Raw genomic sequence first — 26063 nt, forward strand, 5'->3', positions numbered from 1 at the left:
GAGCGTGTGCAGGTGACCGGAACGCGTGGCGAGATCAGCTGGGCCGTCCTGGGCACCGGGAAGATCGCCCGCATCTTCGCCGAAGCCCTCCGGAGCAGCGCGACGGGGCGCCTGGCCGCCGTCGGCAGCCGGTCCGCGTCGTCGGCTGCCCGGTTCGCGGAGGCCCATGGCGCCGACCGCTGGCATGAGGGATACGAAGCCGCGCTCGCCGACGCGCAGATCGACGCCGTCTACATCGCGACGCCGCACACCACGCACTTCGACCTGATCGTCGCGGCGGCGCAGCAGGGCAAGCACATCCTGTGCGAGAAGCCTCTGACCGTCACCGCCGGGCAGGCGACCGACGCCGTGGCGGCCGCACGCCGGGCCGGGGTCGCACTCATGGAGGGTTTCGCCTTCCGCTACCACTCCCAGACCCGCCGGATGCTCGCACTGATCCGCGACGGCTCCATCGGCGAGGTCCGGGCCGTCGATGCGTCGTTCGGGTACGACGCGGGGCCGGCTCCGGACAACTACCTCCTGCGCCGGGAGCTGGCCGGCGGCAGCATCCTCGACGTCGGGTGCTACACGGTGGCGATGGCGCGTCTCGTCGCCGGTGCGGCCGAAGGCCGCCCGTTCGCCGATCCGAGCCGGGTGCTCGGCGCCGGCCTCGTCAGCGACCACGCCGGCGTCGACCTCGGGGCTCGCGCCACACTCGAGTTCGAGTCGGGCGTGGTGGCGAGCATCGAGTGCTCGATCATCAGCGACCTTCCCAACACCGTCACCGTCTGGGGGTCCAGAGGAGTCCTGACGATGGACCAGCCCTGGCTCCCCGGGCCGACCCGACCGGGCACGATCGGCCTGCGGAACCGGGAGGGCCACGAGGAGATCTGGGCCACCACCGGCGAGGACCTGTACGCCGCCGAAGCCGACGAGCTCGCGCGCTGCGCCGCACACGGCGAATCCGCCTTCATGACCGGAGCGGACACCGTCGGCAACATGCGAGTGCTCGACGAGTGGCGCCACTCGATCGGCTTGCGCTTCGCAGCCGACTGAGGCGCCGCGAGGGCGGGGCGACGCCGGGCGGTCGCGCCCCCTCCCCCGGGCTCGTCACCGGCCTTCGGACGGCTCCGCGCTGAGGGCGGCCTCGCTCTCGAGCGGATCCACGAGACGTCGGACCGATTCCCGCCGGACCAGGAACGGGTCGAGGGCATCGGCTGCGGACCCATCGGCATCCTCGGACATCCCCAGGGCCACGGTCGCCGCGCGGCGACCGATCTCCATCGGATCGATGCGGATGGTGGTGAGGGCCGGGGACAGCAGCGCCGCGAAATCCGCGTCGTCGTAGCCGACGATCGAGACCTGCTCCGGAACCGGGATCCCCCTCGAGGCCAGGCCTCTCAGCACGCCGAGCGCGATCACGTCGTTGGCGCAGAACACCGCCGTCGGACGCGGCTCCAGCCGCAGGAGCGCATCCGTCGCGTGCGCACCCTCGCGCGCGGTCAGAGTCGGCACCCCCACCTCGGTGACCGCGGCGCCACAACCCGCACGAGCGAACACCTCGAGGAAGCCCTGCGCGCGGTCCCGACAGCTGGCGATGGTGTGGGGACCGTTCACGAACGCCAGCCGTCGGTGGCCCATCTCGAGGAGGTGCTCGGCGGCGAGACGGCCGCCGAGCACGTCGTCCACCCCGATCGCGGGCCCGTCGTTCTCGGCGCTTCGCTCGAGCAGGACGACGTCGGTGCCGCGCCTCCGGAGCGCGGCGAGGTGCGGCGAAGCGACATCGACCGGGGCGATCAGCACGCAGTCGACCTGGTACGACTCGAGCAGCTTCAGGACCTGCCACTCCTTCTCGGGCGACCCGTCCGAGCTGCAGACGATCACCGCCCGACCGTGGCGGGTCGCGACCTCCTCGGCGCCGCGCACCAGCTCGCCCCAGAACGGGTTCGCGACGTCGAGCACCACGATGCCGATCGCGGAACCGCGGCCGTTACGCAGGTCTCTGGCCGACTGGTTGGGCACGAACCCGAGGGATTCGATCGCTTCCATCACCCGGTCGTAGGTCGCGCTCGCGACCTTCTCCGGGCGGTTCAGGACGTTGGAGACCGTGCCCTGGGACACGCCCGCGAGCGCGGCCACCATGTGGGAGTTGAGGCGCCGACCGTTGCCGCCCCGCTGCGGCTCGAGCGGCGGCCTCTCCGCGGCGTGCGGGGCGCCGCCGTCGCTCCCGCTGGTGCTCACGGGGTCATGGTAGGGGCGGTGCTACCGCCACCGAAGTGATTCCGGCATCTCCCATCGGGCCGGCCTCGGGCGCCGGCGCATTCCACTGCCGGAATGACTGCCGCCGATGACACGGGAATGTAACGACACGACCCGCGATCCCGCGGAGAAGTAGCACAGCCTCCCCCGCGCATGCTACTTTGCGAGCCCAGGGTGTTTTTACGTATGAATCCCTGCCCTATGCCCGTCGGCCGGTGCCGACGGGACCGGGATGAAGTCGAGTTCAAAGAGGAACAGACGAAGCATGGAGATCCCAGTGCGACCGGGCGCGGCGGCCACTCAGCGTGCCATGACGGCCGGGCGCGTGGACTCCGAACGGCGCGGCCGGCCGACGGAGCGGGTCGGCACCCGAGCGGCCTCGGCGAGACCGGAACCGGTGCGCCCGGTCCGATCGGCAGCCGCGAGCGGGCTGGGCGGAGCGACGCGACCAGCCGTGCGCCGGCTCGCACATGCCCTCGATCGAGGGAACGAACACGCACTCCGGGCGGCGCGATCCGCCGGAGGCTCTGGCTCACCTTTGGTGGTCAAAGGTGACGATAGGCGGTCGACGAGGATCGTGGAGGTAATCTGATGCGAAGACGAAATGCGGCATTAGGGGCGGTGTTGACCGCGACGCTCCTACTGACCGGATGCAGTGGAGCCTCCAACGGCTCGAGCGGCGGCGGCGGCAAGGTCGTGCTCAAGTACTGGGGCGTCGCCGAGAACACCGATAAGGCGTCCAAAGCCATCATCGCGAAGTTCGAGAAGCTGCATCCCAACATCCAGGTGCAGTTCACCGGCTACCCGGAAGCCCAGTACCCGACCAAGATCGACACGGCGCTGGCCGCGGGTTCACCGCCGGATGTGGGTGACATGGCGAGCCGCACATGGATGCGCGCCGGGCGGGTGCTGCCCCTCGACGACGTCGCGGCCAAGGACCACATCGACGTGGCCAACTGGAACAAGGGCATCGTCGGAGACCCGTCCCAGCCGAACACCGAGCCGTCGTGCAGCTACAACGGGAAGCTGTACTGCCTCGGCACGTACACGGGCGCCGTGATGCTGCTCTACAACGCGGACATGTACAAGGCGGCCCACATCACCCCGCCGCCGGCGTGGCCACCGATCACGGTCGACCAGTACGTGAAGGAGTCGTGCCAGCTGACCCGTAAGGGCGTGTACGGGACCGCATACGGCGACCCCGTGACGTTCCTGCCGTGGGAGATGTACGCGAGCTCCGACGGCAAGACGGTCGCCGGGCACATGAACAGCCCGCAGACCATCTCCACCATGCAGACCCTCGCGGACGGCATCAAGCACAAGTGCGCCCCGAGCCTCAGCTCGGCGTTCGACCCCTGGCAGCAGGGCGAGGACTTCTTCGCCGAGGGCAAGCTGGCGTCCGTCATCGCCGGGCTCGACAACCTGAAGAAGTACGAGAAGGCCGGCATCCACTACGGCTTCGCGCCGGTTCCCACGCAGCCGGGGCAGGTGCCGTACTTCAGCATCTGGACCGATGGCATCGGCGTCTTCAAGGGGTCCGCGCACTCCGCCGAGGCGAAGGAGTTCGTCGCGTTCGTCGCCACGCAGGGTCAGCGGATCCGGTCGGAGATCACGGGAGATCCGCCACTGGACCTCAAGGTCGCGTCGGACATCAACTGGGCGCACGGCATCCCCGGCCGCCTGCAGGGGCTGGAGATCCTGAAGCACGCACGGCCTCCCGTGTTCATCCCGGACCGGTGGTCGGTCTACGGGCCGGCATTCGACGCGTTCGGGTACGTCACGAGTGGCAAGAAGACCGCCCAGCAGGCGTACACCGACGCGGTTCCAGCGGTTCAGGACAACCTCAACAAGGCCTGGCAGGTCTGGGACAAGGCGGCGCAGAAGTAAGAGGTCTCGCCCCTGCCCCACAGGGGCGAGACGCCGGGCTGCATCTCCCGTCTTCGGGAGATGCAGCCCGGCACCGCGCGAACGCCGTTCTGGCCCCGGAGACGACAGCGCCCCCGTCGACCGACGCGGCGCCACGAGTCGCCGATCAGAGCGGCCGGCATGCCCTCAGCTCGAAGAGCCGGGTGCTCCGCGTCGGACGTGAATCAGGGGGAAACCGATGGAACCGCGAACACACGGAGTCGAAGCGAAGCGATGGTCGGACTCCATCGATGCGACTCGACCTCACCAGGCGAAAGGCAAGCAGCATGGCTGAGATAGAACTGATCGGCGTCAGTAAGGCCTTCAAGGACGGCACGCTCGCCGTGAACGACCTCAACCTGTTCATCCCGGACGGGAAGATCCTCGCCCTCGTGGGTCCCTCGGGCTGCGGGAAGACGACGGCCCTCCGCATGATCGCGGGGCTCGAGGACCTCACGTCCGGCACGATCCGGATCGGGTCGGACGTCGTGAACGACCTCGACCCGGGTGCGCGGGACATCGCGATGGTGTTCCAGAACTACGCCCTGTACCCGCACATGACGGCGTACCAGAACATGGCCCTCAGTCTGCGCATCCGGAAGGTGCCGAAGGCCGAGATGCACCGGCGGGTGCACAAAGCGGCCGAGATCCTGCGCCTGGAGGAGCTGCTCAAGAAGCGTCCGCGTGAGATGTCGGGCGGCCAGCGGCAACGCGTGGCGATGGGACGGGCCATCGTCCGCGAACCGAAGGCGTTCCTCATGGACGAGCCGCTGTCGAACCTCGACGCCAAGCTGCGAGTCCAGATGCGCTCCGAGATCCTCCGCATCCAGCAGGAGCTCGGGACCACCACCGTGTACGTCACGCACGATCAGACCGAGGCCATGACGCTGGGCGACCAGGCCGCCGTCATGAGACTGGGCGTCCTGCAGCAGGTGGACACGCCGCAGGAGCTCTACCGCAACCCGGCCAACCTCTTCGTGGCCGGCTTCATGGGCTCGCCCGGGATGAACATGGTCGAGGCGAGGCTGCAGCGGACCGACGACGATCTGGTCGTCGAGTTCGGCTCACATCGGCTGGTGGTGGGAGAGGCGCTGAAGGCAGCCGACTCCGTCCGCGCCTTCGTCGGGCGCAGCGTCATCGTCGGCATCAGGCCGGAGCACATCTCCGACGCCTCGGTGGAGACGTCCGCCCCCCAGGGGAGCCGGCTGCGCGTCCCGATCGAGCTCCGCGAGGAGATGGGGTCCGAGATCCTGCTGCACTTCACGGTCGACGCCCCGCCCGTCCTCAACGAGGACATCAAGGAGATCCACGCCGACAAGGAGCCGGACGTCCTGGAAGCGCTCGAGGAGCAGCTCGAGAGCAGGCGGTCGGTGTTCGTGGCTCGCGTCGACCCGGAATCGAGGTCACGCGTCGGCGACATGGCCGAGCTCGTGGTCGACACCACTCGGCTCTACCTGTTCGACCCGGCGACCGGGCGAGCCCTCGGCACCGAGGCACGGGCTGCTGTCCATGTCACGAACTGACACGCGCGGCAGCGTGCGGGAAGCGCCCCGCGGCGAAGCGACCGACGAGGCCGTCGGCCCTCGGCCCGAAAGGAGCAGCATGACGAAGCCGCGCAGGAGGGTGCTCGGACGCAGCCGGAAGCGCGAGGAACGGAGCGCGTACCTCTTCATCGCGCCGTGGATCGCGGGGTTCCTCCTCTTCTGGCTCGCGCCGATGGCGATCTCCGTCGTGCTGAGCCTGATGGACTGGGACCTGCTGTCGACGCCGAAGTGGATCGGCCTGCAGAACTACGCCGAGCTGTTCTTCAACGACCGGACCTTCTGGGTCTCGGTGGGCGTCACGCTCAAGTACATCGTCCTGTCCGTCCCGCTGTACCTCGTCACCGGGCTCCTGCTGTCGCTGCTGCTCAACCTGAAGATCCGCGGCATCACCGTCTTCCGCACGATCCTCTTCATCCCGTCGATCCTCAGCGGGGTCGCCGTCGCGGTGCTGTGGGTGGCCATGCTCAACCCGGACACGGGGGCGGTGAACGACGTGCTGCGCCAGATCGGCATCAGCTCGCCTCCGCGGTGGCTGCAGGATCCCTCGTGGGCCGTGCCCTCGATCGTGCTCGTGGGCCTCTGGGGCATCGGAGGCGGCGCGATCATCTATCTCTCCGGCCTCCAGAACATCGGAGCGCAGCTGTACGAGGCGGCGCGCATCGACGGTGCCGGCGCGTTCCAGCGCTTCCGGTTCGTCACGCTGCCGATGCTCACCCCCACCCTGCTGTTCGTGCTGCTGACGTCGCTCATCGACGCGTTCCAGGTGTTCGACACGGCCTACGTGCTCGGCGGCAGCCAGGGCGGCGTCGGGGACTCGCTGCGGTTCTACCTGATCAACCTCTACAACGCGGGGTTCGTGGGCGGCCGATTCGGCTACGCCTCCGCCATGGCCTGGATCCTCGTCCTCGCCGCCGCCGCAGTCATCCTGATCATCTTCCGGACATCGGGCCGGTGGGTCTACTACGAGTACGACCCGGAAAGCGAGAGGTAGAGCCATGAGTGTCGCCACGGCGAAGCCGAGACCAGACGCCGACGGGGCTGGACGGAACCGCGCCTACCCCCTCGCCACCCTCATCCGGCGCCGCGGGAAGCGGGCGGTCCTGAAGGGCGCCGCATACGTGATCCTTCTCGCGCTGTCCGCCTTCGTGCTGCTTCCCGTCGCGTGGATGCTGACGGCTGCGCTCAAGCCCGATCTCGTGTCGGTGTTCACGGTGACCCCGCAGTGGTTGCCCACGGACCACTGGGACTGGGTCAACTTCCGTCGCGCCCTGTTCGACACGCTGCCGTTCGCCCGCTACACCTTCAACACGCTGGTGATCGCGGGGGGCAACATCCTCGGGACGCTGATCTCCTGCTCGCTCGTCGCCTACGGGTTCGCGCGGCTGCGGTTCCGAGGCAGCGGCCCGCTGTTCTACGTGCTCATCGTCACCATGCTGATCCCCTGGCAGGCGCTGATGGTTCCGCAGTTCCTCATGTTCTTCAAGATCGGCTGGTACGGGACGATCCTCCCGCTCATCGCCCCGGCGTTCGGCGGCACCGCGTTCTACATCTTCCTCATCCGCCAGTACATGCGGACCATCCCGCGCGAGCTCGACGAGGCGGCCCTCGTCGACGGGCTCAACAGGTGGCAGATCTTCTGGCGCATCGTCCTGCCGCTCAGCACGCCCGTGCTGACGGTCTGCGCGGTGTTCACGTTCATCTACAACTGGAACAACCTGCTCGGCCCGCTCATCTACCTGAACAACGACAGCCAGTTCACGATCCCCATCGGCCTGGCCAACCTGGTCACCCGCGCGGGCACGCCCTGGAACCTGCTCATGGCCGCCAACCTGCTGTCGATCATCCCGCCCGTCGTGATCTATTTCGTGGTTCAGCGGAAGCTGATCGGCGGGATCGCGTCGGTGGGTCTGAAGGGCTGACGCTCCGCCAGAGCGTTCTGTCACCGGTCCCGCTCCTCGCCCCCTGCCGCAGGGCGGGGAGCGGGACCGTCTTTCTGCACCCGAGCACGCCGGGCATCGAGGGCGCGCTGCCATGGATGCGCCTCGGCGCCCGGCCCCGACGCGAACCGAGCGGTGCGACGACGTCGCACCCCGAGAGAGGCAGCATCCGCATGGCAGTACGGTTCAACCCCGAGCGACGGGAGTGGCACCTCGAGGACGGCGACCTCCTCTACATCCTCGGACTGGACGACTCCGACCGGCTCCGGACCCGGTACCTGGGCAGCAGCACCTGGCGCGAGTTGACCACCTCCGACGGGTGGTCGACGCCCCCAGATCCCGAGCCCCGGTTCTTGGAGGAGTGGTGGGAGCTGCGGTTCGACCTCGAGTACCCGGCCCGAGGTCCGTACGTCTTCTCCGAGACCACGCTCGCCGTGTCGTTCGGCGACGCGGACCGGGACGTCGGTCTGCGGTTCGGCTCCTACGACATCACGGGCGAGCACCTGGTCATCGAGCTGCACGACCGGTTCCACGAGCTGTTGGTGCGGCTCAACTACCGGCTCTCGCCCGGCAGCGGCACCGTCCGCCGCTGGGCCGAGATCGGCAACCTGGGCGCCTCCCCGGCGCACCTCGAGCAGGCGGCGACGTTCTCGGTGTGCATGCGGCCCGCGGAGTACGTGCTGCACCACCTCACGGGTGAGGGCCTGCTCGAGCTGCAGCCCGTCGTCGAGGTGCTCACCGCCGGTCGGAAGGTGATCGAGAGCCGGCGCGGCATGACCGGGCACAAGCATCAACCGTGGTTCGCCCTGGAGAACGCGGCCGACGGCGAGATCGTGTTCGGCGCGCTCGAGTGGTCCGGCAACTGGAAGCTCGGGTTCGAGACCGACCTCAGCCACTCGCTCGCCGTGGTCGGCGGGATGCATGAATTCGACTTCGACCACGTCCTCGAACCGGACGAGGTCTTCACCACGCCCGCAGCCGTGCTCGGCGTGACCCGTGGCGGCTTGGACGACGCAGCGAGGGCCATGCACCGCTACGTGAACGGCTCGGTCCTGCCGGTACGGCCCGGAGACCCCACGCTGCCGATCATCTTCGAGGGCTGGTACGTGAACTCCGGCATCGGGATCACGGCCGAATCGCTCATCGCCGATGTCGGCCGGGCGGCCGACATCGGCGTCGAGCTCTTCATCGTCACCGCCGGCTGGTACACCGACATCCAGGCCGGGTTCGACTTCCTGACGCACGAAGGCGACTGGAACCCGCGCCCGGAGGCGTTCCCGCTCGGTCTGGAGCAGGTGGCCCGAGAGGCGCGGAGGCGGGGGATGCGGTTCGGGCTCTGGGTCGAGCCGGAAGCGGTGTCCGCGGACTCCGATCTGTTCCGCGAGCATCCGGAGTGGGTCTTCCAGACCGTCCGTGGGCCGAACCCGACCGCCCACGGCCAGATGCTGCTCAACCTCGCTCGCCCCGACGTGTACGCGCACGTCCGGAACGACCTGTTCAGGCTGATCGAGCGCTACGAGCTCGACTACCTCCGAACCGACCTGAACCAGCCGTTCCGTGAGCTGTCCGACCCGTCCGGCGCGTCGGGACCCGGGCGGGACCTCTCCTGGCGGCACGTGTCGAACTACTACCGGTTGCTCGACGAGCTGAGGCGGGCCTTTCCGTCGCTGATCATCGAGAACTGCGCCGGGGGCGGCGGACGGATCGACCTCGGCATGCTCCAGCGCACCGACACCGTGTGGCTGAGCGACACCACCGACCAGTTCGCGCGACTGTCGATGTTCATGGCCGGGACGTCGTTCCTGCCGCAGCGGGTCTGCGAGAACTGGATCACGTACCCCGGCCTGCGGCCGGGGGGCGAGTCCTCCCCTGCACGGAAGCCGCCCGCCTACGACACGGACTTCGGCTTCCGGGTCGCGATGCTCGGCAACATCGGGGTCAGCGCCGACCTCGAGCACGTCCCCGGCGGCTGGCTCGCGCGGGCCCGGCATCATCTGGCCCGCTACAAGGAGCTCCGCACCACCATCCAGCTCGGCGAGCTGCACCGGCTGACCCCGGCTCCGCCGCGGGACGGATCGGGGACCTGGTGCGCCGCCGCCATGGTGGCCGACGACGCGAGCGAAGCAGTGGTCTTCTGCTTCCGCCTGGCGAGCGGGGAGGCGGCGGCCGTCTTCCGGGTCCCCGGGCTGGATCCCACGTCCACGTACTCGGTCGAGGTGGACGACGGCGGAGGCGTGGAGCAGCGGTCGGGCGCGCAGCTCGCCGAGGAGGGCGTCGAGGTCACCGTGCCCCGCACGCACTCGTCGCAGCTGCTCACGATCCGGAGGCTCGACCGGTGAACCGCCGCTGATCCGGCCGGCGCCGTCAGCGCCCGGGCGGCGGGCCCCCGGCCCGACGACAGGACGCCGGCGTCCGACCTCCGGCCTCGGTCACGCGGATTCCACCGCGCTGCGCTCGACGGCCAGACCCGTGCGGTAGCGCTCGAGGAAGGCCGTGAAGGCGGCGACGTCGTCCTGCGCGGGCTCGACCGTGCGAACCTCGGCACCGGCGAAGACATGGTCGTCGAGATACCGCGCAAGGTCGAGCTGCGCGTGCGAGGCGGAGTAGGCCGCCAGTACGGCGATGCCCCACGCCCCGCCCTCCGCGGCCTGCTCCCCCACCGCGACCGGCGCCGCGAGCGCGGCCGACAGGAACCGCTCGGCCACGCCCGGTGTGCGGAACAGGCCGCCGTGGGCGAGCATCCGCTCCAGCCGGACGCCCTCCGAGGCGAGCACCCGCATGCCGAGGCTCAGCACGCCGAAGACGCCGTAGATCTGCGCCCGCATGAAGTTCGCGAGCGTGAATCGGCTGTCGGGGGTGCGCAGCACGAGCGGCCGTCCTTCGCGCAGTCCTGCGATGGGCTCGCCCGCGAGGAGGTTGTAGGCGAGCAGCCCGCCCGCGTCCCCCTCGCCGGCGAGCGCCTCCCGGAACAGCACCTCGTACACCGCGTCGGTGGCGAGCGCGGTGCCCGAGGCCTCGGCGAACCGGGTGAACAGGCCCACCCAGGCCGCGAGCTCACTGGCCCCGTTGTTGCAGTGCACCATGGCGACCGGGTCCCCGGCGGGGGTCGTCACCAGGTCGATCTCGTGGTGCACCTGCTCGAGCGGCCCCTCGAGGACGACCATCGCGAAGACGCTCGTGCCGACGCTGACGTTGCCCTCGCGCGGGGCGACGGAGTTCGTGGCGACCATCCCGGTGCCCGCATCCCCCTCGGGCGGGCACAGCAGCGCGCCCTCGCGCAGCGCGCCTGTCGGGTCGAGCAGCGCGGCACCGCTCGCGGTGAGCCGGCCGCCCTCCGCCCCGGCCTCCAGCACCTCGGGCAGCAGCGCGCGCAGGCGCAGAGCCGGAGCCCGGTCGGCGACGAGCTCGTCGAACCGCTGCAGCACCGTCTCGTCGTAGTCGTGGGTGCGGGGGTCGATCGGGACCATCCCGGATGCGTCGCCGACCCCGAGCACGGCACGCCCCGTCAGACGCTGGTGCACGAATCCCGCAAGGGTGGTGAGCGCAGCCACGTCCTTCACGTGCGGCTCCTCGTCGAGGATCGCCTGGTACAGGTGTGCGATCGACCAGCGCATGGGGATGTTCACGCCGAGCAGCTCGGTGAGCGCCGCGGCGGCGGGACCCGTGGAGGTGTTGCGCCAGGTCCGGAACGGCACGAGCAGCCGACCGTCGGCGCCGAAGGCGAGGTAGCCGTGCATCATCGCCGAGACGCCGATCGCGGCCAGCGACTCGATGCCCACGTCGTAGCGCAGTCGGACGTCGGCCACGAGGTCCCGATATGCCTCCTGCAGCCCCGATTCCACGTCCTCGAGCGTGTAGGTCCACACGCCGTCGACGAACCGGTTCTCCCACTCGTGGCCGCCCGCCGCCAGCACCTGCGACCGCTCGCCGATGAGGCAGGCCTTGATCCGCGTCGAACCCAGCTCGATCCCGAGCACGGCTCGGCCGTGCGCGATCGTCGTCCTCGCCGCCTCCCGGAGCCCCTCGGTGGTCCCCCAGCCGGCCTGGTCGTCCGCATGGCTCACGTGCTGCTCCTGTCGTTCCGGGCGAACCGCTGTGGTGGGGCGCGGCGCGGTTCCCCGCCCCGCCGCCCATCGCGGAAGCGGCTCGGTCGACGACGAAGGCCGTGAGGAGCCGCGGAGGAAGTATGGCCCGCCTGCAGGCCCACCCGCTCCGCACCGGGACCGGAGCGCCTCGGGAACCCCCGATCCACCCGACGTCACCGAGGAGCGACCACGAGAGTCGTGCATCGGAGGGCGGACCGTCGAGACGCCCAGCGCTCGTGGCCCACCGGCGAGCGAGAAGCCGCGGTCGCTAGGGTGGACGACACGTCGAGTCGAGGTTTTGGATGGGCCCGGGCCCGTGACCGGTCTCCGGGATCCACTCGAGAAGGTGCTGCAATGGCTGATGCCCCGACTGCTCGACGCAAGCCCGCCGGCCTGCGCGATGTCGCCGCCCTGGCGGGGGTGTCGATGGGCACCGTCTCCAACGTGCTGAACCGTCCCCATGCCGTCGCGCCGGACACCCGGGAGCGGGTCGAGAACGCGATCAAGGAGCTCAACTTCGTGGGCTCGCACGCCGCGGTGCAGTTCCGGAGCGGTCGCAGCGAGCTCCTCGGTGTCGTCCTTCCCGATGTCGGCAACCCGTTCTGGGGGGACGTGCTGCGCGGGATCGAGTCGGTCACCGACGAGGCGGAGGTCTTCCCGGTGGTGAGCTCCACCCATCAGGACGCGGCTCGCGAGGACCGAGCCCTGCTGTCGTTCCTCAGCCGCCAGGTGAACGGTCTGCTGTACGCGCCGTCCGCAGCGGGCAGCGCGAGCCTGTCGGCGTACCTGCAGCGTGATGTCCCGGTCGTGATCTTCGAGCACGCCCTCGCCGATTCGTCGATCCCCTCCGTGTACGGCGACAACGTCGCGGGCGGTCGCGTCGCAGCGGCTCACCTCCTCTCGCTGGGACACCGCCGGATCGTGCTCGTCAACGGCCCGAGGACCGTCTCGTGGAGCCGGGACCGGCGGGCGGGCGCGCTCGAGGCGCTCGAGGACGCAGGGGCGTCCCCTGAGGATCTGCTCGAGGTCGTCGTCGGTGATCTGACGGCGGACCAGGGCGAAGCGGCCGTCGACCGGGTGCTCGCGTTGATCCCGGACGGTGGGGCGATCATGTGCGGGAACGACCTCGTCGCGCTCGGGGTGCTCCGCGGACTCCTCGCCCGCGGGCGTCACGTGCCGGAGGAGTTCTCCCTCGTCGGCTACGACGACGTCGAGTTCGCGCGCGCCCTGTCGCCGGCCTTGACGACCGTCCGGCAGCCCTCGTTCGAGATGGGGCAGCTGGCGGCGACGATGCTGCTCCATCCCGAACCCGGCGAGCCGGTCCACGCCGCCTTCCAGCCGGAGCTCGTCCTGCGCAGCTCGACGGCCCCCATCCCCGGCTCGACGGGTCGCTGAGCCGCACGCCACCCGGCGCAGCCCCCTGCAGCCTGCCGGGGCGCGGAGCGGCGAGCGCCGGGGTCCTGCCTCCCGCGCGGGGCTGCGATCCGGATGTCCCCTGCACCTCGACGCGAGCGCGACCCGCACGCCGCTGCGACCTCCTTCCGCGCTTGCCCGGCGAACTCGCCGAGGGCTATGTTGAACCGGTTCACACGTCGCGGAACGCGAGGATGTCGTCGCCAGAGCAGGCGGGACCGACAACGGGAGACGAAGCATGGACAGGATTTCCTTCAACGGCGCCAACGTGGTCGCCGAGCAGCTGGGCTGGAACATGACGAAGGGGTGGGGCGAGGGAGACGCGGCGGCGACCGCCTACTACTCGCCCATCGCCACCTTCGAGGAGCGGTTCGACGCCTTCATCAGCAAGGTGGTCGCCTCCGGATTCGACCATGTCGACATCTGGAGCGCGATGGTCAGCTACAAGTGGGCGACGGACGCGCACATCGCAGCCGCGAACCGGGTCCTGTCGGAGCACGGGGTCACCGTGGTCAGCTACGGCGCCGGCTTCGGCGAGACCCCCGACGAGTTCCGTCGCGCCAACGAGGTGATCCTCGGACTCGGCTCCCGCCTGCTCGGCGGCGTCACCCCGCTGCTGTACTCGGACCGGGAGGCGACCCTGTCGATCCTGGCGGAGTACGGCACCGTCTTCGGCATCGAGAACCACCCTGAGCGGAACCCCAAGGAGCTCACGGACAAGATCGGCACCGACCACGACGGCCTCATCACCGCCACCGTCGACACGGGCTGGTTCGCCACGCAGGGGTACGACCCGGCGCAGGCGCTGCGCGAGCTCGGCCCGCTCGTGGAGCACGTGCATCTGAAGGACATCCGCGCCGCCGGAGCGCACGAGACCTGCGCGCTCGGCGACGGCATCGTCGACATCGCGGACTGCGTGGCGGCGCTCCGCGACATCGACTACAGCGGCGTCATCAGCATCGAGCACGAGCCGGAGGACCACGACCCCTACCCCGAGGTGGTCGAGAGCCGGGCACGGCTGCTGGACGTCCTCGCCGGCCGCGCGCCGCAGCACGCAGCCTGACCACCTGATCGAGGCCGCGCGACCCCCTCGGGGCTGTCGCGCGGCCTTCCGGCCGTCCGAGGGCCGGGATCAGGACCCGTCGGCCGCCCTTCCGGGCGTCGGGGGTCGCCCCGCGCCCCGCTCAGCCGTACCGGTCCGAGCCGCTCCCGTGTGCCACGTCGCCTTCTCGGGGCCAACCGCGGGCCCGTCGAGCGAGCAGCGACCCCGTCACGGGTGCCCGGCGCTGTGCGCGGCGCGGCGGAGGACGCCGGAACCCGTCCCGAGGGGATCCGCGCGACGCGCCTCGCGGCACGGCGCGGGGACTCAGCAGGCGGGCTCGCCTCGACGAGAGCGTCGAGGTCCGACCGCGCTCATCGCTCGCGGAGGTCCAGGCGGAGACGCAGCCGGTAGGTCCGCGACTCATCCGGCTGGAGCATGATGACGCGGCCGTTCCTCTCGGCGGCTGCACGGCCGTCGTCCTCGACCGTCGACGGCTCGACGGCGAGGACGTTGGACCGCACACGCTGGAGCTTCCACACGACGAGGACGGGAAGCGTCTCCGCAGACCAGTCGAGCTCGAGATAGGGCTCCGCCCCAGGGGCACGCCGGAGCAGCGCACGGGTGGCCGGGGCCGAGCGGCCGCCGACGTACAGCACCTCCTCGCGCCCGTCCGCCCGGGGCTCGGCCACGCGGTTCCAGGTCTCGTCACGGGGAGGGGCGTCGGCTCGCCAGCCCAGGAGCTCGGCGCCGGGCACATCGAGCACGTCGTCGGGCCTGACGAGGGGGAAGCCGAGATTGGGATGGAAGCGGTACATGTGCGGGGCCGGCCACCCGCTCACGTTGGTGACGACGTCCTCCACGACCAGCTCGGGGCGTCCCGCCGGGATCGTGATCGTGCGCGAGCGCTCGAGCGTCGGGCCGACGAGCGTCGTCTCCACCACCGTTCCACTGATCACCACGACAGGCTCGTCCCCGTCCCAGACGACCGAGGAGGTCACGCCCTCCGCCGGGAGGCTGGAGACACGGCCGTGCAGCCCCTGCCCATCGGGAGCCGCGTCGGGAGGCCCCACGTGCGCCATGCCGCACGTGGTGAGCAGACCCCCGCCGAACGTGCGGGCCCACCCGGTCCCCCCGTGCTCGGCGAACGCCGGGCTCGCCGGCCCCCGTGGTGCGAGCCACGACAGGGGTGTGCCACCCGCACTCGCGTAGCCGATGTCGAGACCTCGATCGACGAGGACGTCGCAGCTGATCCCGCCGGCGACGCGGACCGCCAGCATCCGGCTGCCCCTCGCCGCGCCGTCCTCGAACGAGACCGGGGTCGCCGAGGCGATCTGACTGAGCGACCCCACGCGGTCGACGAGCTGCGCCCGGGTGTAGGTCGAGCCGTCAACGCGCACGATGCACCGAGGGTCGGACGTCGAGCACGGTCAGCGGGCGCTGAACGCGGCGTCGAAGGCCGCGGCCGGCGATGCGATCGAGTTCAGCCGCCTGACGAGAGCGAGCGCCTCGGGAGCGCCGTGGAGGCGGTCCATGCCCGCGTCCTCCCACTCGACGCTGGTGGGGCCCTCGTAGCCGATCGCGTTCAGCGTGCGGAAGACGGGTTCCCACGGCACGTCGCCGTGGCCGGCCGTCACGAAGTCCCAGCCGCGGCGCGGATCGGCCCACGCCAGGTGGGAGCTCAGCCGTCCGTTGCGACCGTTGAGCTGCTTGATCGACTCCTTCACATGGACGTGGAAGATCTTCTCCGCGAAGTCCTGCACGAACATGACGGGGTCGAGGTCCTGCCAGATGAAGTGGGAGGGGTCGAAGTTGAAGCCGAAGACGTCACGGTCGCCGATCGCCTCCAGGGTCCGCCTGGCGGTCCAGTAGTCGTAGGCGATCTCGGACGGGTGCACCTCGAGCGCGAAGCGCACCCCCTCCTCCTCGAACACGTCGAGGATCGGGTTCCACCGGTCGGCGAAGTCCTCGTACCCGCGCCGGATCATCGCGTCGGGCACGGGCGGGAACATCGCCACGCACTTCCAGATCGACGAACCGCTGAACCCGGTGACGGTGCGGACCCCGAGCCGGGCAGCGGCGCGAGCGGTGTCCTTCATGACCTCCGCGGCCCGCTGCCGCACACCTTCGGCGTCGCCGTCGCCCCACACCTGCTCACTGAGGATGCCCTGGTGGCGTTCGTCGATCGGATCGTCGCACACCGCCTGCCCCGCGAGATGGTTGGCGATCGCGAAGACCTGCAGACCGTGCCGCTCGAGGATCTCGAGGCGCCCTGCCACGTAGTCGTCGTCGGTCGCCGCTCGATGGACATCGAGGTGGTCGCCCCAGCAGGCGATCTCCAACCCGTCGTAGCCCCACTCGCCGGCGAGCCGTGCGACCTCCTCGAAGGGCAGGTCGGCCCACTGGCCCGTGAAGAGCGTGATCGGTCGTGTCATCGCGAGGAACCCCTTCGTTGCGGCGGCCGTCGACCAGGCGACCCGGGGCACCGGAACGGCGCCGCGGTGCGCCGATCGCCGCCCCTGGCACGCACGGGATACGCACGCCAGGACACGATCGGCTCGGCCGACGGGGCAAGTTATCACGGCGGCGCCTTTGTGCTACCGTTCCGAGCGGGAAGACTTGTTACGTATCAATGTCGCTCGTGAACAGGACGGATGGAGCCTCCATCCGCGGCCCGGTGCCCTTCCCCTGACGGTGAGCGACGCCGTCGGCGTGCATGGTCTCGCCGGTGGTGGCAGGGACCCGTTCTGACGGCCGCGACCCGGCCCACCACAGCGGCGACACTCGTTCGAAGGGGAACCACGCAGATGAAGGCTGCAGCGATCACCGGACCCGGCGAGGCACGTGTCCTCGAGCAGAGCCGGCCGAGCGCGCACGGGGACCTCGTGGTGGTGCAGATCTTGATCGCACCGATGTGCACCGAGTTCAAGCACCGCCGCAGCGGTCCGCCGGAGACGACGCTCGGGCACGAGGCGGCCGGCATCGTCGTGGACGCGGGGACCTCGAGCCTCGTCCGCAACGGCGACCGGGTGGCGGTCATGCCGCACTACGGATGCGGCAGGTGCTGGCTGTGCACGGCCGGCGACTACATGTACTGCGAGAACCCGCGCGACGTCCTGGCGGAGACCGGGCAGGACTACGGCACGGCGACGTACGCGCAGTACGTGCTGAAGCCGGACTGGCTGCTGGCACCGATCCCCGATGACATCTCGCTCCAGCACGGCGCCCTCGCCTGCTGCGGTCTGGGCCCGAGCTTCACCGCGATGGAGCGCATGCAGGTCGACGCGCTCGACACCGTGCTCGTCTCGGGCTGCGGCCCGGTCGGGCTCGGGGCCATCGTTCACGGCGCCGTGCGGGGGGCGCGGGTCCTCGCCATCGAGACCCACCCCTTCCGCGCCGAGCTGGCCCGCAAGCTCGGCGCCGAGCAGGTGTTCGACCCCCGCGACGCCGACGTCGTGGAGCAGATCCGCGCGGCCACGAGGGACGGGCGCGGGGTCGACGCCGCGGTCGAGACCAGTGGCGCCCCGGGCGCCTCGAGGACGCTCGCCCTGAGCACGCGGCGACGCGGGCAGATCAGCTTCGTCGCGTGGGGCGCCGATGTGGACCTGCCGCCGCTCGTTCCGACGGGTCTCGACATCCACGGCTGCTGGCACTGGAACCACCTCACGAGCGCACCCGCCATGTGGGAGACCATCCGCAAGGCCGGCCCCCTGCTCGACACGATGGTCACGGACGTGATGGACCTCGACGAGGTCTCCGCCGCGATGGACCTGCAGGACACCGGCAACTGCGGGAAGATCTTCCTCCTCCCGCACGGAGACAGCGAGCACCTCTGATCCGACGCCCGCGACGGCCGAGCTCCTTCGACGAGGAGCTCGGCCGTCGCGTTTCGCGCCCCCGACGCGCTCACGGGACGCGCATCGACGTCCCCTCCTGCGGCCGGACGCGGCGTCGACCCGTGCCGGCTGCGTCGACGGCGCGGCCACCGCACGACGACGTGGCCGCCCGGTGAACCCGGGCGGCCACGAACGGTCAGCGGTGCGATCGTGGGCCGGGCTGCACCGGGCAGCGGGACGGCGCGATCACGCGCCGCCGCCCACCTCCTGCTCAGCGGCGGCACCGTGGCCGCCGCTCTCGCCGCGCAGCCGGAGGGCCTCGCCCTCGTCGAACCGCCCCGGCCTGAGGATCGCGAAGTCGAGCTCACGCTCGCTTGGAAGCACGTCGGAGATGTCGATCGAGCTCGATCCATCGACGACGAGCGCCGCGATGCAGCGGGCGACTCCCGCGTGGATCGTCATGCCGTGCCCGTTCATCCCGACGGCGTGCACCAGGTTCGTCACGCGGGCGTCCCGGCCGAGGATGGGGAAGCCGTCGTCGGAGGTGTCGTACACGCAGGTCCACCCGTCGAGGACGCGACTGCGCGGCAGCCGGTAGTAGCGCTCCAACTGCGGCGCGAGCGACGGCGCGAAGCCCGCGTCGGGCAGCTTGTCGAAGAAGTCGGGGTCGGCGGTGGGCTTCTCCGGGCGGGTCTTGTCGCGGTGCTGCCCGAAGAGCACGGCACCGCCGATCTCGCCCCGGCACCAGACGCCGTCGCCCTCCCACTGCATCTCCGGGGCGCCGTGGAGCGGCACCTCGCCGACTGCGTCGTCGTAGCCGGTCGCCAGCACGACGTTCATGCGCTGGGGTGTGATGTGCACGCTGGTGCCGGCCAAGGCGGAGACCTTGTTGGCCCATGCGCCCGACGCGTTGATGACCGTCCCGGCGCGCCAGAGACCGCGCCTCGTCGCCACCTCGGTGACCCGGCCACCGTCGGTGCGCAGCTCGAGCACCGGGTTGCCGTAGTCGACCGAGACGGTGGGCAGCTCCGCGAGGAGGCGACGGTAGAGGTCGATCAGCTCGTACGGGTTGATGAAGCCGACGTTCGGCTCGAACACCCCGCCGAGGACGCCGTCCGGAGCGACCCAGGGGAACCGCTCGAGCAGCTCGTCGCGGCCGAGCAGCTCGCTCACGTACATGCCGGACGGCGCCGCTGCCAGCTCCGGCGGGACGTCGCTCGTCGGGGGGAAGACGTCGGGCTCCCGGATGATCGAGAGGCTCCCCCAGGTGCTGAACCGGAACCCGTGGTCGGCGGCGAACCGCCGCATCCTCGCGTGCCCGACCAGGCTGAGCCGCTGGTAGATCGGGCCCTGGTCGTGCCGGCAGATGACGCCCGCGGAGCGCCCGGACGTCCCGTTGCCGGGACCCTCCTTGTCGAACAGCGCGATCGACAGGTCGGTCCGCGTCGCGAGCTCGTAGGCGATGCTCAGCCCCACCACACCGCCTCCGATGATGGCGATGTCGACGTCGTTGCTCATGGTCGGGTCTCCGGGGATCGAGGGATGGAGGTCGTTCACTTGTTGATGCCGGCGGTGATGCCGGAGACGAGGTAGCGCTGGAACACGACGAAGGCGATCACCGGCGGGATCGCGCTCAGCAGCGAGCCCGTCAGCACCAGATCCAGGTTCGAGCTGCGGACGCTCTCCAGCGATGCGACGGCGACGCTGATCGTGCGCGTCTCCGGGTCCGGCAGGAACAGGAGCGCGATCAGGAGGTCGTTCCAGGCCCCCAGGAAGGCGAGCACACCGGTCGTGGCCAGTGCGGGCGCGGAGAGCGGGACCATCACGGAGGCGAAGATCCTGAAGTAGCCCGCACCGTCCGCCACCCCTGCCTCGACCAGCTCGTCGGGCAGCGAACGGAAGAAGTTCGTCATCAGGATCGTCGAGAACGGCGTCGCGCCGGCCGCGTACATCAGGGTCGGTCCCCAATAGGTCCCGACTCCTCCGAAGTTCGACAGGTTGAGGTAGTTCGGCAGGATGGTCGTCGCGACCGGCACGCTGATCGCCGCCACCACGAGCCCGAGGGCGAGCCTGCTTCCGGGATAGGGCAGCTTCGCGAACCCGAAGCCGGCTGCGCAGCTCACGACGAGGACGATCAGCGCGGAGCCCAACGACACGATCGCCGAGTTGAGCATGTACTGGCCGATCGGCACGCGGGTGAACAGCTGCACCCAGAGCGAGGAACCGTCGTCCGGTGAGGGCTGGAGCGAGACGATGACGAGGAAGGCGAACGGCACCAGCGAGAGGGCCGCCGCCGCGCCGACGGCCACCGTCGCGGCCACGACAGCGGCCCTTCTGCCGGGATCCCCCCGCCTGGAGGACCGCCGCCCGTTCAGCACCGACGCTGCGCTCATGCCTCATCCCCCGATCGACCGAAGAGCCGCACCAGACCGATCACGCCGAGCGTGAGCAGGAGCAGCAGCAGCCCCAGTGCGGCCCCCAGCCCGAAGTCACCGCTCGAGAACGCCGTCTGCCACACCGCGAACTCGAGCGTGGTCGTGGACGCCCCGGGGCCACCACCGGTCATGACGAAGATCAGCGCGAACAGCCCGGTGAAGGACACGACCACCGTGATCACGAACACGAACTCGACGAATCGTCGCATCGCCGGGAGGATCACGCTCATCAGGATGCGCACCGCGGAGGCGCCGTCGACGCGCGCGGCCTCGACCATCGACCGGTCGACGGTGGCGAGCCCCGCGAGGAAGATCACCGTGTTGACCCCGAACACCGCCGCGTTGAAGGTGATGAGCACCGCGACGAGCGCCGGCGTCGGCAGGGCCAGCCAGTTCAGAGCGAGCTGCCCGAGGCCGATGAGCTGCAGCAGGCGGTTCACGACGCCGTCGGTGGCGAAGAAACTGCGGGCGACGAGTCCGATGACGACCCACGACAACGCCGTCGGCGCGAAGATCAGGATCCGGAGCAGCCGGGCACCGGGGATCCCGCTGCTGAGGAGGTAGGCCGTCGCGAACGGCAGCACCATCCCGACCGGGATCGACAGCAGGATGAACAGGCTGTTCAGCAGGGTGCGCTGCAGGTCCGGGTTCAGCGCGGTGCTGACGTAGTTGTTGAGCCCGACCCAGTTCGCGACCGCGCCGTCCCAGTCGGTGAAGCTGTAGTAGACGGCCTGAAGCAGCGGGATCACTGCGAACAGCACCACGAGGACCAGCGCGGGGAGCGTGAAGAGCACCCCGCTCCGACGCGCCGACCGGCCGTACATCCCCTTGCGCCGGCGGCGGCCGGGCGCCACCCGGGCGTCGGCGCGGACCACCTGCTCTGCTCCAGCGGTGTCGATCACCGCGGCCCTCCTCCGTCGAGCCGGGCCGCTCCGCCCGCCCCTTCTGCAGGGCGGGCGGAGTGGCCAGGGGTGCGATCGCTTCGTCTCACTTGCGGGCGAGGTTCACGTTCACGTTCTTCTGGGAGCTCGGGAGCGCCGCGAACGCGGCGTCGACCGCGCCGAGCGCCTGGGAGACGGGAACCTGGCCGACGAGCGCCTGCGGGAGCTTGCTCGTCAACGCGTTCGTCACTCCGGGCTGTGTGTAGTTGTCGAACATCGGGTAGAGCTGCGTCGCCGGGTCGGCGCTCATCGCGCTCAGCTGGTTCATCAGCGGGTTCGTGGTCTTGAAGCCCGGGCGGGTGGGCGGGAGCCCGAACTTGGCGATGATCTTCTGCCCGGCGTCGCTCAGGATGTAGGCGGCGAACTTGCCCGCCTCGGCCTCGTGCTTGGAGTAGTTCATCACCGCGTAGGCGGAGCCGGCGGTCTCGACCAGGGTGTGCTGCGGCGTGGGCGAGTAGGGCGGCACCAGCAGCCCGACGTTCGAGCCCATCTTGGTGGTGAGGTTGCCGACCTCCCACGACCCGCTGGCGAGGAACATCGCGGCCTTGCCCGCCTCGAACTTGCTCTCCGGATCCGGGAAGTTGAACGCGTCCTTGTTCAGGCAGCCCGCCTTGTACAGGTCGGCCCACTTCTGCAGCTGCGACTGCAGCCGCGGGTCGGAGTACTTGACCGTGCCCTTGTACAGACCGCTCCAGTCCGCCGGCGACAGCGTCGACGCGATGTACGAGAACTCCGGCAGCGGCCCCATCGTCGACGCGCCGTACTCGGCACCGTTGACGATGGGAAGGACACCCTTGCTCTTCAGCGTCTTGCAGTCGGCCGAGAGCTCGTCCCACGTCTGCGGCGGCGCGGAGATGCCGTTGTCCGCGAGCAGCTTCTTGTTGTAGAAGCCGACGTACCACTGGTCCCCGGTGGGCACGGCGTAGACCGCCTTCGCCACGTCGTTGTTGACGGCGTAGTACTTCGTGGAGGTGGACTGCTTGATGTCCGACTTCGGCACGAAGTCGTTCAGGTTCGCCATGTACCGCAGGAACGGCGTCATGTAGCCGCCGGGCCACATGTTCGCGATGTCGGGGCCGCGGTGCGTGACCGACGCGCTCTTCAGCGCCTGGAAGTAGGAGCTGATCGGCTGCGAGACCAGCTTGATCTTGATCTTGGGATTCGCCTTCTCGAATCCGGCGATCAGCGGCGCCTCGACGCAGTTGCTCTTGGGGCAGTCGCCGTTCAGCCACATGGTGAGCGTCACCGGGCCCGAGGACCCGGCGCCCCCTGCGCACCCTGAGAGCGAGAGCGAGCCCGCCGCCAGAACGGCTGCCGCTGCGAGGAGACGCGGAAGCGTCCTTCGGTGGTTCATCCTTGCTCCGATTCGTCGTTGTTGGAGAGGTGGTTCAGGTGGTCCAGGCACGCGGCTTCGAGTCGCTCGAGGCTCCCGGCCGCGAGGGGTGACTGCCACGCCGGGTAGCGGCCCTGGTCGTAGGCCTCACGGGACGGCAGGTAGCCCTGGTGCGCCCCGTTCGCCAGGTTGACGACGAGGACGGGACGGTCGGGCACGGTGCGCCGCAGCGACTGCTGCAGGCTGGAGTACGCCTCCCCCGGGTAGGCGAACACCAGGGCGGGCCCCAGCCCCCAGGCGGTGACCGGGAAGTCGATGTCGCTCCCCGCGGCGTTCGCCTTGATCCGTTGCGCCCGCAGCTCGCGGTCGGCCTGCACGCTCGGCTCGCCGCTCGCCGGCGGGTCGTTGTGCTGCGTGGCCAGGGTGACGTGGAACCGGGTGAAATTGCACCGGTTCAACTCGTCAGCCGCGACGGCGTCGACGATGCCCAGCGGCGCGCCGGACTCGATCGTCCCGCGGTACTCGAGGCGAGTGCCCGGCTGGGGCATGCCGGCCAGCGTGCTGAGCACCGCGTGACCGAGGACCTTGCCGTTCTGGTCGGCCACCGCGGGGTCGCTCTCGTACTGCCGCCGAGGGCTCAGGTCGCCGGAGGCTCCCTGGAGGAACACGAACACGCCGCCCGTCTCCTGCTCGACGAGCTCCCGCGCCGCTCCGGGGTAGTCCGGGGACAGCAGCGGGTTCATGCCGCCGAGCGTCGTGGGGTGCGCCGCGTAGTTCACGAGGACGGCGATCGTCTCGCCGCTCCGCTCCGCGGTGAGCCGTCCGACCAGCAACGTGTCGTCCGCGTCCCCCTGGAGGTTCGCCCCGACGACGAAGCGGCGCTCGTCAGCCAGGTAGAGGTCGCGGTTCACCGCCAGGCCGCACCTGCCGTACGACCACTCGAGGATGCTCGGCTCGAGGCGGGCGAGGAGCCCGGGGACCTCGCCGGCGAGCGAGGCGCCGAGACCGTCCAGGTAGGGGGCGATCAGCTCGCCTCCCGGCCGGTCGGCGTCGGAGCGGGAGAGCGAGGGCCCGGCGTGCGAGTGCGTGAGCGCGACGATGAGCCGCTCGTCGGGTAGGTTCGCCGCAGCGGCGAGGGCCTGCCGCAGGAGGGCCTCGTCACGCGAGTCCATCCACCAGCCGAGGTCGAGGCTCACGAGCAGCGCGGGCCCGTCGTTCGTGTCGAACGCGCACAGGGACGCGAAGAGCGGCCGGTGGACCCCGGTCGCGGTCGAGTACGGGCTGTAGCCCCAGTTGTGCAGAGCGATGCCGATGGGCGGGGTGATCTCCACCCTGGCGGCCGCGCTACGGAGGCGCGTCACCGCCTGTCCGGACAACTCCATCGTCACCTCCCCCTTGCTTGCACTGAGTGAAATCACTCTTTCTTTCAGTGGCACCGCCGTGTCACCATAAGGAGTGGCCTAGGCCTTGTCAAGCCCGCCGGTCGCCGCCGTCGGGCCACGGATCACGAGAAGGGAAGTGCCGCTGCGATGGTTGCCCGCGCCGCCCCGGAGAACTACAACCTCGAGTCGGTCACCCGCACCGTCGCGGTGCTGAAGGCGCTCGAGGCGTCCCGCAACAGCTCCCTCGACCGTGTCGCTCGAGCGACCGGCTTGAGCGAGTCGACCGCCCTGCGCTACCTGTCCAGCCTCGCGACGCACGACCTGGTCGAGCGCGATCCCGTCACCGGCCTGTACCGGCTCGGGCTCTCGCTCTTCACCCTCGGCGCCTCGGCGATCCGGCAGCGCGACATCGTGGGGATCTCAGCGCCCGTGATCGACCAGCTGCACGAGCGCTTCGACGAGACGATCAACCTCGCGGCACGGCAGCAGGACCAGGTCATGGTGCTGCAGGTCGTGGAGAGCCGCCGGCCGATGCGCAAGGGCGTCCCCGCCGGCGGTATCGACTCCTGGCACGCGACCGCGCTGGGCAAGGCGCTCCTCGCGGCGCTCCCGGACGCCGACGTCGACCGGATCCTCGGGCGGTACAACCCGGTCCGCTACACCCCCAGCACGCTGGCCGAGCCGGATGCGCTGCGTCTCGACCTCACCGCGATCCGCAGCCGCGGCTACGCGATCGACGACGAGGAGTCCGAGGAAGGTCTCCGCTGCGTCGGCGTCGCGGTGGCGGGCGAGCAGGGGCGCCCCGACTACGCCATGAGCATCTCCGGCCCGAAGAGCCGGATGCCCTACTCGCGGCTGCAGGAGATCGGCACCGCGCTCATCCAGGCCGGCAGGTCGCTGTCGGCCGACCTGGGATACGTCGCAGCCCCGGCGGCGACGTGAGGTCCTCCCCGAGCAGCCGCCGCGCCCGGCGGCGGCTGCTCGGGGTTCGAGCACGTCCCGTCCGCCGGCCGACGGCGGCGGGCGCTCGGCGGGCTACCGGTGGACGCTCCTCGCGTCCTGCACGGCGCGGCGCAGCTCGTCGAGCAGGCCGCGGAGCCGCTGCTCCGCCGCCGGCTCGAGCGTGAAGCCGAGCGGTGTCCGGGCGACCCTGCTCGAGAGCACCCCCTGCTCGACGAGGAGGAACTTCTCGCAGACGACGAACGAGTCCAGATCGTCCTGCAAGGCGATCATCTCGACCAGGGGGCGGTTGATCGCCTCCGCCGCGTCCTGGTCCCCCGCCTCGAGCGCGTTCCACATCGCCACGACCGCCCAGCACACCTCGGCGCCCGGCATCGACCCGCTGACGCCTCCCGGATAGGTGTCGAGCAGCGCCGCGCCGCCCATGCCTTCGTAGACCTCGGCACGACCACCGGTCGCGGCGAGCAGCGCGTCGAGCGTCGGGCGCACAGGCACGGCCTCGGGCTTGAACTTCGCATGCGACCCGAAGTCGGAGAACAGCTGCGCCTGCATCTCGATCGAGAGCGACTGGCCGACGTACCCGCTCGCGTCCTGCACCACGATCGGCACGCTGCTGCGGGCGAGGATCGCACGGAAGTACTCCTCGAGCTGGTGCGCGCCGTTCCGCCCGTGCAGGGGCGGCGTGGCCATCAGCGCCGACGCGCCGGCCTCGATGGCGTCGGCCACCCGGAGCAGCGCCACGGCGGTGCTCTCCCCTCCCACACTCGCGATGCAGGGCAGCCCGTACTCCGCGGCGACCCCGGAGGCCACACGGATCACGTCCGCGCGTTCACGGTCGCTCAGCCGCAGCGCCTCGGACACCATCCCGAACACGACGCCGTGTGCGCCCTGCTCGGCGATCCAGCGGACCTCCTGCTCGAGCTGGGCGAAGTCGATCGACTCGTCGTCCCCGAAGGGGGTCTGGAAGACGGGGAACACTCCGCGCCCGACCGGTTCAGTCATTGAGCAGCGCCTT

20 protein-coding genes are annotated in these 26063 nt (G+C 70.4%); 10 read left to right on the forward strand and 10 right to left on the reverse strand.

All coding sequences use genetic code 11. The features are described 5' to 3' along the window. Positions 1-12: 12 nt before the first annotated feature. Positions 13-1035 (forward strand): Gfo/Idh/MocA family oxidoreductase, encoded by a 1023-nt coding sequence (locus tag QDR37_RS05100; protein WP_279712512.1) that lies wholly within the window; start codon positions 13-15, stop codon positions 1033-1035. A 54-nt stretch (positions 1036-1089) separates the two neighbouring features. Here QDR37_RS05100 and QDR37_RS05105 read toward each other — a convergent pair whose 3' ends face one another. Beyond that, positions 1090-2220, reverse strand: a complete 1131-nt coding sequence (locus tag QDR37_RS05105; protein ID WP_279712513.1) for a LacI family DNA-binding transcriptional regulator — start codon at positions 2218-2220, stop codon at positions 1090-1092. 642 nt (positions 2221-2862) lie between these two features. Here QDR37_RS05105 and QDR37_RS05110 point away from each other — a divergent pair. The 5 genes from QDR37_RS05110 (at position 2863) to QDR37_RS05130 (ending at position 9963) form a co-directional block, all read left to right on the forward strand. Beyond that, positions 2863-4125 carry a sugar ABC transporter substrate-binding protein gene (locus QDR37_RS05110; RefSeq protein ID WP_279712514.1) on the forward strand — a complete coding sequence of 421 codons (1263 nt, stop codon included), beginning with the start codon at positions 2863-2865 and terminating at the stop codon, positions 4123-4125. Between the two features lie 305 nt (positions 4126-4430). After that, positions 4431-5666 (forward strand): sn-glycerol-3-phosphate ABC transporter ATP-binding protein UgpC, encoded by a 1236-nt coding sequence (gene ugpC / locus QDR37_RS05115; protein WP_279712515.1) that lies wholly within the window; start codon positions 4431-4433, stop codon positions 5664-5666. A 79-nt stretch (positions 5667-5745) separates the two neighbouring features. Next, the gene (locus tag QDR37_RS05120) at positions 5746-6678 is read left to right on the forward strand and encodes a sugar ABC transporter permease (RefSeq protein WP_279712516.1); all 933 of its coding nucleotides are present in this window, start codon (positions 5746-5748) and stop codon (positions 6676-6678) included. A 4-nt stretch (positions 6679-6682) separates the two neighbouring features. Then, entirely contained in the window at positions 6683-7606 is a 924-nt protein-coding gene (locus QDR37_RS05125; protein WP_279712517.1) for a carbohydrate ABC transporter permease, read from the forward strand. 191 nt (positions 7607-7797) lie between these two features. Then, positions 7798-9963 (forward strand): alpha-galactosidase, encoded by a 2166-nt coding sequence (locus tag QDR37_RS05130; protein WP_279712519.1) that lies wholly within the window; start codon positions 7798-7800, stop codon positions 9961-9963. Positions 9964-10053: 90 nt separating this feature from the next. Here the strand turns inward: QDR37_RS05130 and QDR37_RS05135 are convergent, their stop codons facing one another. Continuing rightward, complete coding sequence (locus tag QDR37_RS05135; RefSeq protein WP_279713557.1) at positions 10054-11619, reverse strand: FGGY-family carbohydrate kinase; 1566 nt, start codon at positions 11617-11619, stop codon at positions 10054-10056. 444 nt (positions 11620-12063) lie between these two features. Between QDR37_RS05135 and QDR37_RS05140 the strand changes: the two genes are divergently transcribed. Both QDR37_RS05140 and QDR37_RS05145 read left to right on the forward strand, forming a co-directional pair. Then, entirely contained in the window at positions 12064-13104 is a 1041-nt protein-coding gene (locus QDR37_RS05140) for a LacI family DNA-binding transcriptional regulator (protein WP_279712520.1), read from the forward strand. 256 nt (positions 13105-13360) lie between these two features. Continuing rightward, on the forward strand, positions 13361-14185 hold the full coding sequence (locus tag QDR37_RS05145; RefSeq protein WP_279712521.1) for a sugar phosphate isomerase/epimerase: 825 nt from the start codon (positions 13361-13363) through the stop codon (positions 14183-14185). A gap of 350 nt (positions 14186-14535) precedes the next feature. On the opposite strand, the gene QDR37_RS05150 is transcribed toward QDR37_RS05145, so the two are convergent. Together QDR37_RS05150 and QDR37_RS05155 are read right to left on the reverse strand one after the other, a co-directional pair. After that, a complete protein-coding gene (locus QDR37_RS05150) occupies positions 14536-15561 on the reverse strand; it encodes an aldose 1-epimerase family protein (RefSeq protein WP_279712522.1) in 1026 nt (341 codons plus the stop codon). Positions 15562-15591: 30 nt separating this feature from the next. Further along, positions 15592-16596, reverse strand: coding sequence for a sugar phosphate isomerase/epimerase (locus tag QDR37_RS05155; protein ID WP_279712523.1), 1005 nt, complete (start codon positions 16594-16596; stop codon positions 15592-15594). A gap of 372 nt (positions 16597-16968) precedes the next feature. On the opposite strand from QDR37_RS05155, the gene QDR37_RS05160 reads away from it, so the two are divergent. After that, positions 16969-17997 (forward strand): zinc-binding dehydrogenase, encoded by a 1029-nt coding sequence (locus QDR37_RS05160; protein ID WP_279712524.1) that lies wholly within the window; start codon positions 16969-16971, stop codon positions 17995-17997. Between the two features lie 246 nt (positions 17998-18243). On the opposite strand, the gene QDR37_RS05165 is transcribed toward QDR37_RS05160, so the two are convergent. From QDR37_RS05165 to QDR37_RS05185, 5 genes are all read right to left on the reverse strand, one after another. Continuing rightward, positions 18244-19515, reverse strand: a complete 1272-nt coding sequence (locus QDR37_RS05165; protein WP_279712525.1) for an FAD-dependent oxidoreductase — start codon at positions 19513-19515, stop codon at positions 18244-18246. A gap of 35 nt (positions 19516-19550) precedes the next feature. Further along, the gene (locus QDR37_RS05170) at positions 19551-20318 is read right to left on the reverse strand and encodes a carbohydrate ABC transporter permease (protein WP_279712526.1); all 768 of its coding nucleotides are present in this window, start codon (positions 20316-20318) and stop codon (positions 19551-19553) included. Positions 20319-20386: 68 nt separating this feature from the next. Then, positions 20387-21334, reverse strand: a complete 948-nt coding sequence (locus QDR37_RS05175) for a sugar ABC transporter permease (RefSeq protein ID WP_279712527.1) — start codon at positions 21332-21334, stop codon at positions 20387-20389. A gap of 85 nt (positions 21335-21419) precedes the next feature. Next, positions 21420-22619 (reverse strand): ABC transporter substrate-binding protein, encoded by a 1200-nt coding sequence (locus tag QDR37_RS05180; protein ID WP_279712528.1) that lies wholly within the window; start codon positions 22617-22619, stop codon positions 21420-21422. A 104-nt stretch (positions 22620-22723) separates the two neighbouring features. Next, positions 22724-24088 carry a hypothetical protein gene (locus tag QDR37_RS05185; RefSeq protein ID WP_279712529.1) on the reverse strand — a complete coding sequence of 455 codons (1365 nt, stop codon included), beginning with the start codon at positions 24086-24088 and terminating at the stop codon, positions 22724-22726. Positions 24089-24235: 147 nt separating this feature from the next. Between QDR37_RS05185 and QDR37_RS05190 the strand changes: the two genes are divergently transcribed. Continuing rightward, entirely contained in the window at positions 24236-25030 is a 795-nt protein-coding gene (locus QDR37_RS05190; protein WP_279712530.1) for an IclR family transcriptional regulator, read from the forward strand. Positions 25031-25123: 93 nt separating this feature from the next. Here QDR37_RS05190 and QDR37_RS05195 read toward each other — a convergent pair whose 3' ends face one another. After that, positions 25124-26050, reverse strand: a complete 927-nt coding sequence (locus tag QDR37_RS05195) for a dihydrodipicolinate synthase family protein (RefSeq protein ID WP_279712531.1) — start codon at positions 26048-26050, stop codon at positions 25124-25126. Between the last annotated feature and the right edge of the window lie 13 nt (positions 26051-26063).

This window comes from Amnibacterium sp. CER49 (genome assembly GCF_029846255.1).
Taxonomy (GTDB): Bacteria; Actinomycetota; Actinomycetes; order Actinomycetales; family Microbacteriaceae; genus Amnibacterium.

Excerpts from the sequence above, each read along its gene's own strand:
- QDR37_RS05130 (WP_279712519.1), top strand. The coding sequence starts at position 7,798 with ATGGCAGTACGGTTCAACCCCGAGCGACGGGAGTGGCACCTCGAGGAC.
- QDR37_RS05195 (WP_279712531.1), bottom strand. The coding sequence starts at position 26,050 with ATGACTGAACCGGTCGGGCGCGGAGTGTTCCCCGTCTTCCAGACCCCC.
- QDR37_RS05145 (WP_279712521.1), top strand. The coding sequence starts at position 13,361 with ATGGACAGGATTTCCTTCAACGGCGCCAACGTGGTCGCCGAGCAGCTG.
- QDR37_RS05185 (WP_279712529.1), bottom strand. The coding sequence starts at position 24,088 with ATGGAGTTGTCCGGACAGGCGGTGACGCGCCTCCGTAGCGCGGCCGCC.
- QDR37_RS05120 (WP_279712516.1), top strand. The coding sequence starts at position 5,746 with ATGACGAAGCCGCGCAGGAGGGTGCTCGGACGCAGCCGGAAGCGCGAG.
- QDR37_RS05165 (WP_279712525.1), bottom strand. The coding sequence starts at position 19,515 with ATGAGCAACGACGTCGACATCGCCATCATCGGAGGCGGTGTGGTGGGG.
- QDR37_RS05140 (WP_279712520.1), top strand. The coding sequence starts at position 12,064 with ATGGCTGATGCCCCGACTGCTCGACGCAAGCCCGCCGGCCTGCGCGAT.
- QDR37_RS05190 (WP_279712530.1), top strand. The coding sequence starts at position 24,236 with ATGGTTGCCCGCGCCGCCCCGGAGAACTACAACCTCGAGTCGGTCACC.
- QDR37_RS05155 (WP_279712523.1), bottom strand. The coding sequence starts at position 16,596 with ATGACACGACCGATCACGCTCTTCACGGGCCAGTGGGCCGACCTGCCC.
- QDR37_RS05160 (WP_279712524.1), top strand. The coding sequence starts at position 16,969 with ATGAAGGCTGCAGCGATCACCGGACCCGGCGAGGCACGTGTCCTCGAG.
- QDR37_RS05125 (WP_279712517.1), top strand. The coding sequence starts at position 6,683 with ATGAGTGTCGCCACGGCGAAGCCGAGACCAGACGCCGACGGGGCTGGA.
- ugpC (WP_279712515.1), top strand. The coding sequence starts at position 4,431 with ATGGCTGAGATAGAACTGATCGGCGTCAGTAAGGCCTTCAAGGACGGC.